The sequence below is a fragment of the Neptunicella plasticusilytica genome (assembly GCF_047922965.1).
Classification (GTDB): domain Bacteria; phylum Pseudomonadota; class Gammaproteobacteria; order Enterobacterales; family Alteromonadaceae; genus Neptunicella; species Neptunicella plasticusilytica.
Map to the genome: position 1 here is coordinate 330,877 of NZ_CP150481.1, position 15,496 is coordinate 346,372.

The following is a 15,496-nucleotide window of genomic DNA, read 5'->3' on the forward strand; positions in this document are numbered from 1 at the left end:
ATTTCGTGACGGCACAATCAATCAAAAAAGTTGTTTTAGCCTATTCAGGCGGTTTGGATACCTCGGCCATTATTCCCTGGCTGAAAGAAAATTATGACTGTGAAGTGATCGCTTTTGCTGCCGATGTAGGGCAGGGCGATGAAGAATTGCAAGGCTTGCGTGAAAAAGCCTTAGCCACTGGTGCCAGCGAATGTTATATCGTTGATCTGAAAGAAGAATTTGTTCGAGATTATATTTACCCAACCATCACCACTGGTGCGGTATATGAAGGTCAGTATTTACTCGGTACTTCAATGGCGCGTCCAGTTATTGCCAAAGCGCAAGTTGAGATCGCCCGTAAAGTGGGTGCCGATGCGCTTTGTCATGGTTGTACCGGTAAAGGTAACGATCAGGTGCGTTTTGAGGGGGCGTTTGCGTCACTGGCACCTGATTTAACCGTGATTGCGCCATGGCGTGAGTGGGATATGCATTCCCGTGAAGATTTATTGGACTATTTGGCCGAGCGCAAGATTAAAACGTCTGCGTCAGCAACCAAAATATACAGCCGTGATGCTAACGCCTGGCATATTTCTCACGAAGGTGGCGAGCTGGAAGATCCGTGGTGTGAGCCGTCGAAAGGCGTTTGGACGTTAACCACCGATCCGGAAGATGCACCCAATACTCCAGAGCGTATTATGCTCAGCTTTGAAGCCGGTAAATTAGTCGCTATCAATGATGAAAAACTTAGCCCTTATCAGGCACTGGTTAAGTTAAATAGTTTAGCTGCCCCTCATGGCGTTGGCCGTATCGATATTGTAGAAAACCGTTTAGTCGGCATGAAATCCCGTGGTTGTTATGAAACTCCAGGCGGCACCGTATTAATGGCCGCTTACAAAGCGCTGGAGTTATTAGTGCTGGACAAGCGTTCCATGCAATACCGTGAACAGCAAGCCATTGAGTTTTCTCACCTGGTATATGACGGCCGCTGGTTTACGCCATTATGTAATGCCATGTTAGCCAGCGCGGCAGAATTTGCTGCCAAGCTAACCGGCGACATCGTGGTTAAATTGTATAAAGGTCAAGCCACGGTAGTACAACGTCGCTCACCGAACAGCTTGTATTCTGAAGATTTTGCTACCTTTAGCAAAGACGAAGTCTATGACCAGAAACATGCCGAAGGTTTTATCCGTTTATTCAGCTTGTCGAGCCGTATTCAAGCGCTGAAAAACCAGAACGGTAAAGTCTGATGGCGTTGTGGGGAGGACGTTTTCAGTCCGGCAGCAGCGACATGTTCAAACAGGTTAATGATTCACTGCCGTTTGATCAGGTAATGGCTAGCCAGGATATTCGCGGCTCCATAGTCTGGTCACGGGCTATTGCCAAAGCCGGAGTGCTCACCAGTGATGAACAGCAACAGCTTGAACAAGCACTGAATGAATTGTTGGCCAAAGCCGAAGCCGGTGAACTGGATTTTGCCAGCTCACCGGAAGAAGATATTCACAGTTTTGTCGAAGCGGCACTGACAGACAAGCTCGGTGATATTGCGCGTAAACTGCATACCGGCCGTAGTCGTAATGATCAGGTGGCCACCGATTTTCGTTTGTGGGTGCGTGAGCATTGTGAGCAATTGCTGAATGACTTACAGCAATTACGTGCCTCGCTGGTCAATACCGCCAAACGCAATGAGCAGGTTATCTTGCCCGGTTATACTCATTTGCAGCGGGCGCAGCCGGTGCGTTTTCCCCACTGGTGTTTAGCCTATGTGGAGATGTTCAAACGGGATATTAGCCGTCTTGAAGATCTTACCCAACGTTTAAACCAGTGTCCGCTGGGTAGTGGTGCATTGGCGGGTACTACGTATCCTATTGATCGTCAGGAGATTGCCGAGCAGTTAGGTTTTGCCAGCCCATGCGTCAATAGCCTCGATGCAGTATCAGATCGGGATTATGTGCTGGAGCTACTATTTGTGGCCAGTACCAGCATGATGCATATGTCGCGGATGGCGGAAGATTTGATTTTCTTTAACTCGGGTGAATCCGGCTTTATTCGTCTGGGCGATCATGTCACCTCGGGCTCTTCGTTAATGCCGCAAAAGAAAAATCCGGATGCTCTTGAGCTGATGCGTGGTAAATGTGGCCGGGTATTTGGCAGCTTGCAAGGCTTGTTGGTGACCATGAAAGGCTTACCGCTGGCGTATAACAAAGATATGCAGGAAGACAAGGAAGGCGCCTTTGATGCGGTCAATCAATGGCATATCTGTTTGGTAATTGCCAGCGAAGTAGTGGACAGTATCGAACTGGACAGTGAGCGTTGCGCTCAGGCCGCCAAAGAAGGTTATGCCAATGCCACCGAACTGGCAGATTACTTGGTGGGTAAAGGGGTACCGTTCAGGACGGCGCATGATATTTCCGGTCAGGTGGTATTAGCCGCATTAGCTGCCGGTAAACCCATTGAAGATTTGTCGGTGCAAGAACTGCAACAATTCTCTGCTTTAATCGATGAGGATGTTTATCCGGTGTTGCAGTTGGAGTATCTGGTGGATAAACGCAATATCTTGGGCGGTACCGGAGCACAGCCGGTTAAAGCTGCGTTAGAGCATGAATTGGCAGCCATTGCGGCACTGTCTAGTTGAATTAAGAAGGAAGTCAGCCGGTGGCGGTATCTCATCATGAAAGCGTAAAACTGTTTCGCCATTCGGCGCCTTATATTAATTCTCATCGGGGCAAAACCTTTGTCCTGATGTTTGGCGGTGAAGCGGTCGAACATGCCAATTTTGCTAATATCATCAACGATATTGCCCTGCTGAATAGCTTGGGTGTGCGATTGGTATTAGTACATGGTGCGCGGCCACAAATCGATCAGCGGGTGGCACTACGTAATATGCCGCTGCGTTTCCACGATAATGTGCGTCTGACCGACAAACAAACCATTGAATGCGTTAAAGATGCGGCCGGTTCGGTGCGTTCTCAAATTGAAGCGTTACTGACGATGGGCTTGGCCAATTCTCCTATGCATGGCTCGCAAATTCGGGTTTGTTCCGGCAATCTGGTGGTAGCAATGCCGATCGGTGTGCGCAATGGCATAGACTTTGAGCATACCGGCCTGGTGCGGCGTATCGATGTGCACGGAATTAACGATCATCTTAACGACGGCTCAATTGTGCTGCTTGGACCTATGGGGTACTCGCCAACCGGAGAGGTATTCAACCTGTCGCATGAGGATGTCGCAACCCAGGCGGCCATTTCGCTGAATGCCGATAAGTTGATTGTGTTTTCCCAGCAAGAAGGTTTGCTCGACGAAGAAGGCAAACTAATGCGTAATATTGAAAGCCGTCAGCTACAGGCAATGCTGGACAATCCTTACTATTACGAACAGACCGGCGTATTGAATGCGTTTTCAGCCAGTCTTGCTGCCGGTGTGCGCCGTTGTCATTGTGTCAGTTATCAGGATGATGGTGCCTTGTTGCAGGAACTCTTTACCCGTGATGGGGCCGGTTCGTTAATTTCGCAAAATTATTACGAACAGTTACGCGGTGCGACCATCGATGATGTGGGCGGGATCCTTAAATTAATCAATCCGCTAGAAGAAAAAGGCATTCTGGTGAAACGCTCGCGCGAATTACTGGAAAATGAGATCGAACGTTTCACGGTGATAGAGCGGGACGGTACCATTATCGCTTGCGCAGCCTTGTATCCCTATTATGAGGAAAAATGTGCCGAACTGGCCTGCGTGGCAACCCATCAGGATTACCGCGGGGCAAACAGGGGAGAGCGCTTAATGGACGCGATTAGCGATAAAGCGCGCAAAATGGGATTGGATCGCATTTTTGTACTCACCACTGTGACCGGTCACTGGTTCCGTGAATATGGTTACCTGCCTTCTACCATTGATGAATTGCCAGACGGTAAAAAACGTTTATACAACTACCAGCGTAATTCCAAGGTACTGATGCTGAATCTGGACTGATTTATATGCTTGGCATAGCGCTGAAATTATTCAGCGCTGATACGTAAATCAGCCAGCCATTCTCCTACTGCTTTTGCCTCAAGTTCATGTTCCTCGTCTCGCCAGGATTCTTTTAAAGCCGCATCGTACCATTGCTGCATGGAGGACAATGCCAATAAACGTTGTACATATTGATTGGCTTGTTCTGACAACGCTGGAGTATAAGTTTGGGCTCTAAAAGCCAGTGGCGCATAAAAGGCATCGACAGCAGTAAAAGTGTCACCCGCTAATAAAGGTCCACCAAATTGCTCCAGTCCTTCACACCATAATTGATCAATACGTTGCCATTCTGTCAGCAGCTCAGCTTTGGGGTGATACAACTTCACTCGTAAGCCGCAATTCATGCCGCAAATATTGCGGATTTGAGTAAATCCGGAATGCATTTCAGCGCTGGCGCATCTGGCCCAAGCTCGGGCCACTTTATCTGCTGGCCAAACTGCTGCATGGGTTTCTGCCAGATATTCGATAATCGCCAACGAGTCCCAAATGGTGGTGCCATTATCAACCAGACAGGGCACTTTTCCGGTAGGTGAAAAAGCCCGAAAACCTGCAGGATCAGCTGATTGACCAAAAGGCACCAGTATTTCTTCAAACTCAATACCCAATTGCTGCATTAAAACCCAGGGGCGCAGTGACCAGGACGAGTAATTTTTATTGGCAATATAGAGTCGATACATAAAGTAATGTCCTAGAAAATATCTTCCGGTTCTTGCTGAGGCTGTCCCTGATCTTCCAGATAGGGATCAACCAGTTCATCTTCGCGTACATATTGGGTAGGCTCAGTGCCTTTTTTAAAGTATTCGAAGCGTGATGTGTGATCGGTCCGCTGGGTTAATTTACCTGTGGTTCGGTCTATGCGTACAGTGACAATGTCAGGCGGAATAAAAAACGGCTTTTCTGGCACATCTTTCAGTGCTTTTTGCATAAAGCGGATCCAGGCGGGTTGTGCGGCACGGGCACCGTCTTCGCCTCCCACCATGGCATTGCCCAACCAGTTGTACTGTTCAGGATTTTTATTTAGCAGATACTGGTTGGCACTGGTGCGGCCCAACGAACGGCTCATATCATCAAAACCCACCCAGGCGGTAGCAACCAGATCAGGGGTAAAGCCACTAAACCAGGTGTCTTTGGCATCATTGGTGGTACCGGTCTTACCGGCAAGATCTTCACGCTGTAGTATATTACGCGCTCGCCAACCTGTGCCCTGCCAGTAGGTTTTGTAGGTCCAGCTGCCGTTGGCGCGCAAACCGGTGCGCATCATATCGGTAACCAGAAAGGCATTTTGCGAGTCCAGTACTTGAGGAGCAAGCCTGATTGGCGGTGTTTCTGGCTCTCCAGGATGTCTTTCTTCTGGTTGTGGCGCGACAATTTGATTACGGCAACTACGACAAGCCACCTTGGGATTAGCCTTCCAGATATCCAGTTTCTCCAAATCTTCAATGCGATCAATCAGGTAAGGCTCAACTGCATAACCGCCATTGTTGATAATGGCAAAACCTGTGGCGACTTCCATTGGCGTCAGAGAAGCAGAACCTATGGCCAGTGTTTCATCGTGAGGTAACTCTTTGGGGTTAAAACCGAAACGTGCCAGATGATCTATTACTTTGTCCAGGCCGACCCCGCGCAGCAGGCGAATAGACACCATGTTTTTCGATTTGCCCAAACCTACCCGCATTCGTATCGGACCATCGTACTTGCCGTCGGAATTCTTGGGACGCCATGCAATGCCTGAATCTCTGTCGGACTGGTTAATCGGCGCATCGTTGATTACGCTGGCCAGAGTATAACCGGCATCCAGAGCGGCTGAATAAACAAAAGGTTTGATATTAGAACCAACTTGGCGCTTTGCCTGAGTCGCACGGTTAAACTGACTTTGATAGAAACTGTAGCCACCTACCAGTGCTTGAATGGCGCCATTCTCGGGATTAAGTGCTACAAAGGCGCCACTGACATCCGGTACCTGACTGAGTTGCCATTGCCCTGAATCATCATCACGTTTGCGGATGTACACCATCGCGCCTGCTGTGACGATGTCGGTTGCGACCTGCGGGTCAGGTCCTTGCTTGGAGTCGTTAATAAACTCGCGCGCCCAGGCAATACCGTCCCAGTCGATATTCAGATATTCACCTTGCGAGGTAAATACTTCAATCGAGCGTTCAAATGTGCGGATGACTATTGCAGTATTTAAGGGGGCATAAGTTATCTGCGTCGCCAGTTCTTGTAACATCTGTTCTTCTGACCAGACCGGAGCAGCTGGCATGGCCATGTCGCTGTCAGTCGTGTTTGGCTGGTCCTGTTGCTGTTCTGAAAGCCTTTCGGTTTCGGGCTCTTCCCACAGTTGACGAATGGGACCACGGTAACCATGGCGTTCATCATAATCGTGCAGATTACGAATAACAGCCTGCTGGGCATCGGTTTGGAGATCAGACGGAATGGTGAGATAAACGCTCAAACCACGGGTTTCAGCGTCCTCTTTGCCATAGCGTCGAATCATTTCGTTATAGGCCATATCGGCAATGTATGGGGCATGCAGTTCTATTTCGGCACCGTGAGGCTTGGCTGTAACAGGTTGTTCCACAGCCTGATTATATTGCTCGCGGTTGATGTAGTTTTCATCCAGCATACGCAGTAATACCAAACGACGCCTGGCTTTTGAACGATCCGGCCGACTAATGGGATTGAGCACTGACGGCGCTTGTGGCAAACCAGCCAATGTAGCTATTTGGGCAAGATTCAATTCATTGACGTCTTTACCGTAATAAACCTGTGCAGCTGCACCAAAACCAAAAGCTCGATGGCCCAGTTCGATTTTGTTCATATAGAGTTCAAGAATTTCATTCTTGGTCAGTACCTGCTCTATATGCCAGGCGATAAATATTTCTTTGATTTTACGGATATAGGCCTTCTCACGGGTCAGGAAAAAGCCCCGCGCCAACTGCATGGTAATGGTACTGGCGCCTTGTCCTTTCTCACCGGTAGTAATCAGATTAACGGCTGCACGGAATACGCCGATAATATCAATACCCGGGTGGTCATAAAATCGGCTATCCTCGGTGGCCAGTACCGCATTGATTAGTTGTGGCGGGATTTGCTCGATTGAAAGCGGAATTCGGCGCTTGACGCCGAATTGAGAGATCAGTTTGCCGTCCTGTGAATAAATTTTCATAGGGGTTTGCAAGTGCACATCTTTCAAAACGTCGACACTGGGCAATTGAGGTTTAAGGTAAATGTAGAACGATGCGATAGTCGCAACGCCGAGTAAAACAGATACCAACAACAGGATTATTAAGGGTTTGAGATACTTCACAAAATAGATGATAACAGCGCAAATTCGTTGAAATGATTTATATTTTATACCTATGTACCTTTATTAGAACCCTTTTTAAAGGAAAAATAGTTAATAATGCTAATAAGTTAAGCTAAACGGCCGTGGGACATTGTAGTGTTAAAAGATCTTTTTCGTAAAAAAGTGCCACAGATTTTGGGTCTGGATATTGGCACGCGTTATGTTAAAGCAGTGCTGCTGGACAAGGATGGTGAACATTGCAATGTTCAAGGCTTCGCTTGCGAGGCAATCGCCGGTAATGCATTTGTTGATCGTGAAATAAAAGATTTTGATGCGGTGAGCAACGCTATTCGAAAAGTTAAACTGGCTCTGAAAGTAAAATCCAAAGATGTGGCAGTAGCCGTTTCGGGTTCCACAGTGATTTCTAAAGTGGTATTTATGGAACCCAATCAAACGGATATTGAACTGGAAAGTCAGATCGAAATTGAAGCAGACAGTTTAATCCCCTATCCCCTCGATGAGGTCTATGTGGATTTTGAAGAACTGGGTCCGAGTCAGGCACATGCCGAAAAAGTCGATGTATTGTTAAGCGCCGCACATCGTGACATGGTGGATTCACGGGTGACGTTGTTACGTGAAGTGGAATTCGAACCTAAAGTGGTGGATGTAGAAGGTTATGCTTTGGGCAATGCGGTGAAAGAATTTGCCCGGTTTGAAACCAATGATGAGGGTGAGTCCTCGCCATTATGTACGGTGAATATCGGCCATAGTCAGCTGCTAATTACCGTCACGGATGATGAGCGGGTGGTTTACACCAAGGAGCACAACTTTGGCGTCGATGCTTTGCTGCAAGATATCGCCATTATCCATGCGCTGGATAAACAGGAAGCAGAACAGCAATTGCTAAACGATGAATTACCTTCTACCTGGCGTCAGGATGTGCTGCCGCCTTTTGTCAGCAACCTGAGTCAGCAAATTGGCCGGGCAATTCAAATGTATGTTTCGACCACTCGACACGAACGTCCCCAACGCCTGTTGATTAGCGGAGGAGGAGCGGTATTGGCCGGGTTGGCAGAAGAACTGGCAGTTGAGCTATCTATGCAAGTTGAAGTATTTAATCCCTTCGCGATGATGACAGTTAGCGAAAAAGCTGCCAAGCAGGGATTGGACAAGTATGCACCGCAACTGGCACTGGCTGCCGGTCTGGCTAGTCGAGGATTCGCACCATGGCATATATAAATTTATTACCATGGCGTGAAGGTCAGCGTCTGAAACAGAAAAAAGAATATCTGGGGTTACTGGGATTGGTAGCACTGGTGGTTTTTGGCCTGTTCTGGTTTATCGGTATGGGAGTGGATAGCCTGATCGACAATCAGCGTTTTAGAAATGCCTATTTGCAACGCGAAATTGACGCACTGGATAAGCAAATCGTACAGATTAAAGAAATTAAGTCGCGCAAAAATGCCATTGAACAGCAAATGGCGTTGATTGAACAGTTGCAAGCCAGCCGTAACGTTGCTCCGCACATTCTTAATGAACTTGCTAATCTGGTACCGGCTGGCGTGTCGTTCAAAAGCTTTGTGCGCACTAAAAATAAAATTGAACTTGAGGGACAAAGTGAGTCGAATAACCGCTTGGCCGAATTTATGCGCCAGTTGCAAAATTCGACAGTTTTCGATCGCGAAGATTTGTCCTCTATTGTATCCAATACCGGTAATGCCGGCGCAGTAAGTGACTTCAAACTCACTTTCTTTATAAGCCATAGTGTTTCTCCTGAAATAGTGGTTGCGGAGGAGCCTAAAAAATGAAGTTCGATTTCACCAAATTGAAGGAAATGAACGATCTGGATTTTGAACAGGTCGCCAGTTGGCCCTTTGAAGTTAAATTTGTGGTGGCATTGGTCGAGGCCATCTTGATCGGCGTGTTGTCCTATTACTTGCTGATCAACGACAAACTGCCAGTGCTGGAAAAAGAGCAAGCCAACGAGATTGAGTTACAGCGCAATTACGAAGCTAAATACCGGATTGCTGCCAACCTCAAGGCCTATGAAGAACAGTTAGTTCGCTTGCAGGCAGACTTTTCATCTATGTTGAAATCGTTGCCCACCAGTGATGAAACGCCAGGATTGCTGGATGATATTACTTATGTGGGCACTTCTGCCGGACTGAAATTCAAACTATTGAATTGGCAGCAGGAAATTCCTAAAGAGTTCTATACGGAGCTGCCCATTCAGATGGAAGTGGAAGGTTCCTATCACGAGTTCGGCCAGTTTGTCTCTAATGTAGCGGCCTTGCCACGTATTGTGACGGTGCATGACTTCTCGATTAAGCAGGACGGTGAAGTGCTGAAGCTAAGTTTACAAGCAAAAACGTACCGCACGGCGGCAGCCGGTACAGTAAGCGGAGGGCAAACCAAATGAGAAAATGGTTGCTTGTCTGCAGCGCGAGCTTGTTAGCGGCCTGTCAGCCGGATGTGTCCGACTTACAACTAAAAGTTGATGAGATAAAGGCCAATACTACAGTGACAGTAGAACCTTATCCTGAATTTAAACGCATGCCGGTTTTCGAATATAAAGCAGAAAATAGACGGAGTCCGTTCCAGCGTTTGACATCGGAAATCACCGAAATACCGGAGTCACTGCAAAAGAACTGTTTGCAGCCGGATTTCAAACGGAAAAAACAGCCTCTGGAACGTTTTGGTATTGATGCCCTGGAAATCAGAGGGTCGTTCACTGCCAAAGGTGTGAAATGGGCGCTGATTCAAACCAATAACGGCGGTCTGCATAAAGTTAAGGTCGGAGATCATCTTGGCTTATTCTTTGGACGCGTTACATCAATCACAAATGGTGCAGTTTTCATCACTGAAATGCTGCCAGATGGCACAGGTTGTTGGCAAACAAAAGAAGCCAAACTAACCAGGTCTTCAACGGCAGGAGAGCAAACTAATGTCTGAGCGGTACATTTTTAATAAAAAATTGAATAAATCCAACCGAGCATGGGCCTGGATGTCACTGTTAGCATTGTCTCTACTGGCTTATCAAGCGATGGCCCAGGAAGAGTCGACGGATGTGAAATTAGTGGATCCGGCGGAAGTAGTAACGCCGACGCTGGATACTAAACTGGTCGATATCAGTTTTCATCGTACCGAAAGTGGTGGCGCCAGTACTGCATTAACTTTTGATCAGGCTGAACCTGTTGCTGAGATAGCCAAACATAACGGTAAATTGATCGTGACGTTGCCGGGTGTGCAAGTCGCCGAGGAACATCTGTATACCCTAGATGTGATGGATTTTGCTACAAACGTGTCCCAGCTTGAAACCTTTCAGGATAAAACCGGTGCGCGCGTCCAGTTTGACATTCAGGGTAATTACGCCTTTTTACAGCAGATGACAGACAACAGTTTGATGATAGAAATCGAACCGGTAGCAGAGTCAGCGGCTGATAATAGCGGCAATGTTCAGTCGGAATATGAAGGTGCACCTATCTCACTGGATTTTCAGGATGTGCCGGTGCGTCAGGTATTGCAAATCATCGCTCAGGTCAACGGTTTTAATTTGGTCACCACCGATTCGGTAACCGGCAATGTGACCATCAGTTTAAGCGGTGTGCCCTGGGATCAGGCCTTGAGTATGATCCTGAAAATCAAGGGCCTGGATAAACGTCTGGAGGGCAACATTCTGTTGATCGCTCCGGCCGAGGAATTATCGGCGCGTGAAGCTCAACAACTGCAATCCAAGCAGCAGGTGGCTGAGCTTGCTCCGTTAATGTCGGCCAATATGCAAATAAATTACGCCAAGGCAGGTGATATCGCGACTATTCTCAAATCCACAGAAGGCGGAATTTTAAGCCCACGGGGCTCGGTGTCGGTAGATGATCGTACTAATATTGTGCTGATTAAAGATACTGCAGAGTCTATCGAGCAGGCCCGGAATATGATTAATGCGCTGGATATTCCGGTTAAGCAGGTATTAATCGAATCACGCATGGTTACAGTACGGGACAATGTGACTGATGAACTGGGAGTACGCTGGGGTATTAGTGATCAGCAGGGTTCCGATGGCTATTCCGGCTCACTGGAAGGAGCCGAAACCATTGGTGGTGGCACTATTCCATCTTTGACAGACAGACTGAATGTTAACTTGCCGGTATCTGGCGCAGCCGGACGCTTCGGTATCAATATTGCCCGTTTGGCCGATGGTACGATCCTTGATTTAGAACTGTCCGCGATGGAACAGGAAAACAAGGGTGAAATCATTGCCAGTCCAAGACTGACTGTGGCTAACCAGCATGATGCCTATATTGAGCAGGGTACTGAAATACCCTATGTGCAGGCCACATCCAGCGGAGCCACGTCGGTTGAATTTAAAAAAGCAGTATTAAGTTTGAAAGTGACCCCGCATATCACCCCGGATAATCGCATTATTCTTGATCTGGTGATCACCCAGGATACCCGTGGCGATACGGTAGATACTTCAACCGGTCCGGCGGTAGCAATTGATACCCAGGAAATCAGCACTCAGGTGCTAGTCGAAAATGGTGAAACTATTGTACTGGGCGGAATTTTCCAGCGTAACGCTACCAACGCCACGACAAAAGTGCCGGTGTTGGGTGATATTCCGCTGCTTGGACATTTGTTCAAGAAAAACCAGAATATAAATGAAAAACGTGAACTGCTGATTTTCGTCACCCCCAAAATCATTACTGACGCGTTGTAATCCTCTGCTATTGTTCTGGATGTTGGTGGAAAATCCACCAATATCCAGAGTATTTTCCGGTTTGCTATCGACTAAAGCCATCAATGCTTGCATAAATCCTGTTTTAACTGAGATAATCCCGCTCCTGAAAACGACTTGGGTTTGGACTATCACTAATTAATAAGAGTTGTGTACATAAACGAATATGGCCGAAAAACGTAATATCTTTCTAGTCGGTCCAATGGGTGCAGGTAAAAGCACCATTGGCAGACATCTCGCAGACGAACTTCATCTGGAATTTTATGACTCTGATCAGGAAATTGAACGCCGTACCGGTGCTGATATTGCCTGGGTCTTTGATTTGGAAGGTGAAGAGGGATTCCGCATCAGGGAAGAAGGTGTGATCACCGACTTGACTGACAAACAAGGCATCGTGCTGGCGACCGGTGGTGGCTCGATTATTAGCAAAGGCATCCGTAATCGTTTGTCCGCTCGTGGTATTGTGGTGTATTTACAGACAACCATCGAGAAACAGGTTGCGCGCACTCAACGGGATAAAAGACGCCCGTTACTGCAAACCGATGATCCGGAGCAGGTATTGATTGATCTGGCCGAGCAGCGCAACCCGCTTTATGAAGAAGTGGCAGATTACGTGGTGCAAACCGATGATCAAAGTGCCCGCGCCGTGGCTAACCAGATCATAGAAAAAATTAATCAGTAATAATATTGTCCCGATAGAGGTGCTTCGCTCATGACTATTTTAACGGTAGATTTGGGTGAGCGTAGCTACCCTATACATATCGATTCCAATCTACTCCAACAAGCCGATATCCTGACCCGGCATTTAACCACCAGTAAAGTCGTGGTGGTGACCAACCAAACGATCCAACCGCTATATGGCGAATTAATCAGTGGATTATTGTCCGATTTGGACTGCCAATGGATTGTGTTGCCCGATGGGGAACAATACAAAACTCTAGGTAGTTTCGAGCAAATTATGAGTCAGTTGTTAACTATCGGTGCAGCGCGTGATACCACCCTTATCGCGCTGGGTGGTGGCGTTATTGGTGATATCACCGGCTTTGCGGCGGCCTGTTATCAACGCGGTATTCCTTTTATTCAAATACCTACAACCTTGCTGGCGCAAGTGGATTCCTCCGTAGGTGGTAAAACGGCAGTCAATCATCCACTGGGTAAAAATATGATTGGCGCCTTTTATCAGCCACAAGCGGTTTTAATTGATATTGCGACGCTCAAAACCTTGCCGGCTCGCGAGTTTTCAGCTGGTATGGCTGAAGTAATCAAGTATGGCATTATTTATGACGCCAATTTTTTCCAGTGGCTTGAAGATAATGCCGATCGGCTCAAGCAAAAAGATGCCGAGGCACTTGCCTATGCGATTCAACGCAGCTGCGAAGTGAAAGCGGAAGTGGTGGCACTGGACGAAACCGAGCAGGGCATTCGTGCATTATTAAATTTAGGCCATACCTTTGGCCATGCCATTGAGGCTGAACAGGGCTATGGCAATTGGCTGCATGGCGAAGCAGTAGCCACTGGTATGAATCTTGCTGCGTTGGCTGCAAAACAAACAGGATGGCTATCAGAGTCAGAAGTTTGGCGCATCCAGCAGTTATTGCAGCAATTTGATTTACCTTTATTAGCTCCTGCTGAAATGGATTTTGCTGCGTTTATGGCACATATGCGGCGGGATAAAAAAGTCAAGGCGGGTAAAATCCACTTCGTCATTCCGCAAGCTATTGGTAAAGCTGTTGTGACCGAGCTGACAGAAGATACGTTGAAAGCTATCCTCAATTGAGCATTAACTATGCACGACAGGTACGGACAGCATCATGCAGGACCATATTGACATAACCGGTTATACCGATCTTCACAATCGACTGGATCATTTGGTGACCTATTCGTCGCAACTGATCTTTGTCAGCGGTGAAGGATTAAATGTTGAACGTGATTTTGTAGAATCCTATCTGGCCAAAAAAAGTGATGTGGCCAATATTGCCTATCTGGGTGCCGCCAATAAACTTTCTGTGACCCAGTATCGGCAGCGCATTGTCGAACAGCTAGTCGGAAAACTGCGCGTCGATTATTCGCGTCCCTTAACCGAAATCCTGCCTAGGGCGCTAGGTAACGAAGAACAGTTTATCCTGATTGCGGTCACTCATGCCGATTGTCTGGCGCAACCTGTCCTGCTGGAGTTGTGGGATTTGGTGCTACAAAACCGCTTTGCCCGCCAGCGTCATCACTTAAATATCTTGCTGTTTGCTGAACATCAGTGGGCGGAGCAAGCCAAGTCCTGGTTGCCAACCAATCACAGCGATCAACCCGTATTGTTAAGTCATCACTCGTTACCTGCCAATCAGCCTCAGCCTAGTGAGTCTGAGCTGGAAGCCCTGATCCGCGAAAAACGCCAGCAGTTCGAAATGCGCATCCAGCAACGTAACAAGGTTATTTACCAGCGACCGATGTTAAGTTACTGGTGGGCCAAACTGATTATCGTGATGATATTTTTGGGCAGTTTTGTCGGCCTGATGGAATGGCAATACGGCGAGCAAAGTAAAGTGTTGATGAAAGATGTCTATGCGATGTTTTTTGAACCGGCTCCTCAGCCTGTTGTTATTGAGCAAACACTAGACGAGGAAGTTCAGCAACAAAGTACGCCAGCTCAAATGGTGGACGAACAGGATATGCCCGGGACGCAGACGGTCAAACAACAAAATATCGATGATGATCAAGCCTTAATCACTGATTGGTCTGACGCGGTTGTCAGACTGGAGCAGAACCGCGATAAAATTTTGGCAGAAAATGCAGAAAATGCAGAAAATGCAGAAAATGCAGAAAATGCAGAAAATGCAGAAAATGCAGAAAATGCAGAAAATGCAGAAAATGCAGAAAATGCAGACGACATACCCGAACAAAGCGTCATCGAGGATACAGAAGTCAACTCGGCAGGGCTAGACACTGATCAGAGCGAGGAAAAGCTGGTTGAGGACTACCCGGTAGAGGATATTGTCAGTGTAGAGCAATTACCTTCTTTTGAATCCGTTGAAGAACTGCCTGACCCATATCCTTTTGATGAAGAGGTATTGCTGACCCATACCGCGCAAGGATTTTATCTACAATTATCCGGTATGAGTAGTCGTTCGGTATTGGACGAATATATTCAGGATAATAAACTGCAAGGCAAAGTCTGGGTATATCAAACCCAACGTTATGGCGGTAATTGGTATGTCGTACTGTTAAATCAGTTCTTCACCACTATTGAACAGGCAAGGCAAGCCGCCAGCAGCCTGCCTAATGCCATTGTTGAAGAACAACCTTTTGCCAAATCAGCACAGCAGGTGCATCAGGAAATTAATGCCAGTGCTGGAACTGAGGGGTAGTGCAATACTATTACTAGCTTTGCTATCCTGTTGCATGAGCTGCCATCGGCACCAAATGCTATAAATACGGCTCGTTGAGTAAAATAATATTTTCGCTACCCGAGTTTCGGGTACAATCGCAAACCAGAACGCGTG

General features: G+C 47.3%; 13 protein-coding genes. 11 read left to right on the forward strand and 2 right to left on the reverse strand.

Translation table 11 applies throughout. The features are described from left to right. The first annotated feature begins 5 nt into the window (after nucleotides 1–5). The 3 genes from V1467_RS01585 to argA are packed head-to-tail and all read left to right on the forward strand — an operon-like array spanning nucleotide 6 to nucleotide 3,945. Nucleotides 6–1,226, forward strand: a complete 1,221-nt coding sequence (locus V1467_RS01585) for an argininosuccinate synthase (RefSeq protein ID WP_416307058.1) — start codon at nucleotides 6–8, stop codon at nucleotides 1,224–1,226. Beyond that, the gene (gene argH, locus V1467_RS01590; RefSeq protein WP_416307059.1) at nucleotides 1,226–2,611 is read left to right on the forward strand and encodes an argininosuccinate lyase; all 1,386 of its coding nucleotides are present in this window, start codon (nucleotides 1,226–1,228) and stop codon (nucleotides 2,609–2,611) included. The genes V1467_RS01585 and argH overlap by 1 nt, the downstream gene beginning before the upstream one ends. A gap of 20 nt (nucleotides 2,612–2,631) precedes the next feature. Next, entirely contained in the window at nucleotides 2,632–3,945 is a 1,314-nt protein-coding gene (argA, locus tag V1467_RS01595; protein ID WP_416307060.1) for an amino-acid N-acetyltransferase, read from the forward strand. A gap of 26 nt (nucleotides 3,946–3,971) precedes the next feature. Here the strand turns inward: argA and V1467_RS01600 are convergent, their stop codons facing one another. Both V1467_RS01600 and V1467_RS01605 read right to left on the reverse strand, forming a co-directional pair. Continuing rightward, complete coding sequence (locus V1467_RS01600) at nucleotides 3,972–4,661, reverse strand: glutathione S-transferase family protein (RefSeq protein WP_416307061.1); 690 nt, start codon at nucleotides 4,659–4,661, stop codon at nucleotides 3,972–3,974. 11 nt (nucleotides 4,662–4,672) lie between these two features. Continuing rightward, a complete protein-coding gene (locus V1467_RS01605) occupies nucleotides 4,673–7,291 on the reverse strand; it encodes a penicillin-binding protein 1A (protein ID WP_416307062.1) in 2,619 nt (872 codons plus the stop codon). 135 nt (nucleotides 7,292–7,426) lie between these two features. Between V1467_RS01605 and pilM the strand changes: the two genes are divergently transcribed. The 8 genes from pilM (at nucleotide 7,427) to V1467_RS01645 (ending at nucleotide 15,361) form a co-directional block, all read left to right on the forward strand. Then, the gene (gene pilM, locus V1467_RS01610; protein WP_416307063.1) at nucleotides 7,427–8,509 is read left to right on the forward strand and encodes a type IV pilus assembly protein PilM; all 1,083 of its coding nucleotides are present in this window, start codon (nucleotides 7,427–7,429) and stop codon (nucleotides 8,507–8,509) included. Then, nucleotides 8,497–9,078, forward strand: a complete 582-nt coding sequence (locus tag V1467_RS01615) for a PilN domain-containing protein (RefSeq protein ID WP_416307064.1) — start codon at nucleotides 8,497–8,499, stop codon at nucleotides 9,076–9,078. The genes pilM and V1467_RS01615 overlap by 13 nt, the downstream gene beginning before the upstream one ends. After that, a complete protein-coding gene (locus V1467_RS01620) occupies nucleotides 9,075–9,689 on the forward strand; it encodes a type 4a pilus biogenesis protein PilO (RefSeq protein ID WP_416307065.1) in 615 nt (204 codons plus the stop codon). Before V1467_RS01615 ends, V1467_RS01620 begins: the two co-directional genes overlap by 4 nt. Further along, complete coding sequence (locus V1467_RS01625; protein WP_416307066.1) at nucleotides 9,686–10,222, forward strand: pilus assembly protein PilP; 537 nt, start codon at nucleotides 9,686–9,688, stop codon at nucleotides 10,220–10,222. Before V1467_RS01620 ends, V1467_RS01625 begins: the two co-directional genes overlap by 4 nt. After that, nucleotides 10,215–11,984: a type IV pilus secretin PilQ gene (locus V1467_RS01630; protein WP_416307067.1), complete on the forward strand. Its 1,770-nt coding sequence runs from the start codon at nucleotides 10,215–10,217 to the stop codon at nucleotides 11,982–11,984. Before V1467_RS01625 ends, V1467_RS01630 begins: the two co-directional genes overlap by 8 nt. Nucleotides 11,985–12,168: 184 nt before the next feature. Beyond that, the gene (gene aroK, locus V1467_RS01635; RefSeq protein WP_416307068.1) at nucleotides 12,169–12,684 is read left to right on the forward strand and encodes a shikimate kinase AroK; all 516 of its coding nucleotides are present in this window, start codon (nucleotides 12,169–12,171) and stop codon (nucleotides 12,682–12,684) included. A 30-nt stretch (nucleotides 12,685–12,714) separates the two neighbouring features. Continuing rightward, nucleotides 12,715–13,779: a 3-dehydroquinate synthase gene (gene aroB, locus V1467_RS01640; RefSeq protein WP_416307069.1), complete on the forward strand. Its 1,065-nt coding sequence runs from the start codon at nucleotides 12,715–12,717 to the stop codon at nucleotides 13,777–13,779. 34 nt (nucleotides 13,780–13,813) lie between these two features. Beyond that, complete coding sequence (locus V1467_RS01645) at nucleotides 13,814–15,361, forward strand: SPOR domain-containing protein (protein WP_416307070.1); 1,548 nt, start codon at nucleotides 13,814–13,816, stop codon at nucleotides 15,359–15,361. Nucleotides 15,362–15,496: the final 135 nt, after the last annotated feature.